The sequence below is a fragment of the Methylomonas sp. BG-2 genome, assembly GCF_057766305.1.
Window position 1 is genome coordinate 1 of the sequence record NZ_JBYMAP010000434.1, and the last position, 1752, is coordinate 1752.

Sequence of the window (1752 nt, forward strand, 5' to 3'; positions counted from 1 at the left end):
CCTTACCGCCGCTGCCCGAAACATCCTTATCGGTGCCTTGTCCAGTCACGAGTTCATTGGCATCCCCGCCGACTCCGTTGGTTACAACCGTGGGGTAGCCAAATTCATTCAATAAACTCAAAACTCCGCTATTACCGCTATCAACAATGAGCCAGTCTCCGAGTAGGCTCAGCCGATTCCATCCGCTGTCTCCCAACTTTGTCCCCATGAATCGATCCAATTCCATCAAATCACTAATGCCCGCTACGACATTAGCGGCGTGATTGCTATTCAACAGCGCATCCATCGCGGAGAAGTCCAGGCGAATACCATTGGCGTCAACCGTTAATGCAATGGCGTCAAGATACGGCTTAAGCCTAGTTTGCATTAACAGGCTTTCATATAGTGAGTTCCTTAGCGCATCGTAACTTCGCTGCAATAAGTCTTGGGTGGTTGTCCAAAGATTTACCGTGGCAGCGGCGGTACCGCCCGGTACGGTGTTAAAGGTACGGCCGTTGAAGTGTTCCAGAATGGTCAGTTTGTCGGCCCAGGTGTTGTAGGCGGCGCTGCCGGCGGCGACGTTTTGGATGTTGACGGTCAGGCTGTGGCCGCTGTAGGCACCGCCAAAAGTGGAGGCCATGGTGCTGGTGTCGCTCCAGGCGTCGAGGATTTGATCGAGCAGGGCTTGCTGATCGGCACGACCGGCGCTAGCAAATTGGTTGAGCAGTCCCGCCAAGGTGGTGCTGATGCTGGCCGCTTCGCGCAGGCTGCGGACTTGTCCCGCGCCTTGCATGTCCGGCAGGGTGGCGACGGCGCTGGTGTCCAGGTGATCGGTAAATTGGCTGTGGAAGGTGTCCTGGATCAGGTTGATGTCGCCCAGGTTGCCGGTGACTTCGCCCAGGGTGGCGACGCTACCATCGGTTTTGACGTAGCTGCCGATGTCGGCCAACTGGTTGCCGTTGGCCAGGATTTGGCTGTGTTCGGTGCTGCCGACGTTGATGGCGGCGATGTTTTGGCTGACCAGCGTGAACAACTCATCGGTCTGACTGACGCCGTCCTGGTTCAGGTCGCGCCACAGGCGCAGGTTGGCGAATTGGGCGTCGGCGGCATCGACTTTGCCGTCCAGATTGGCGTCCAGATCGCGTAGCGCGTCGAAGCCGTCGGCGGCCAGTTGGCCGTTGCTTTTGATCATCGCGTCGCCGAATAGCTCGCGGCCACTGTCTATGGTGCCGTTGGCGTTTTTGTCCAGCACCAGGAAGGCGTCGTCGGACTTGACCCAACCGGTCGCGGTTTTGACGCCGTCGGCGTCGTGGTCGAAGTAGATCGGATTGGCGGTGTTGACGCCGGCGGTTTCCAGGCCGTCGCCGTCCAGGTCGAATACCAAGGGGTCGCGGCGGACGGGCGGGGTGGCGACGGTGGCTGAGGTGAAGAGGTTGGCTATGCTTTCCACTAAGTCGGGAATCATGCTGACAGCAGCGTAGACCCCAAAAACCAAAACAGCTCCGCTAATAAATGCACCAACTGCGCCACCGATTAGTAGTGCGGCAGCTTCTATCCCGCCAAACACGGCTGCGCTTTTGGCAAAATCTTTCATGCCTTCGGCTACAATTGTTCGAGCTCGCTCTGGGTCTCCGGCACGATCTGCTGCCAAGGCCTCGGACGCTATCAGCATAAATCCCATGGCCATGCCGGCTAGGTTAGCCCTGTTTAACGATTCAGTCATGCGAGTAATTTCTACTGGGTCGCCACCAATTTTGGCTATATCAACTCGCT

The 1752-nt window shown here is 57.5% G+C and carries 1 pseudogene; it reads right to left on the bottom strand.

Annotated elements, in window-relative coordinates:
* A pseudogene (locus tag AC3B8H_RS21025) lies at positions 1-1444 on the bottom strand (hypothetical protein); the annotation flags it as partial.
* Between the last annotated feature and the right edge of the window lie 308 nt (positions 1445-1752).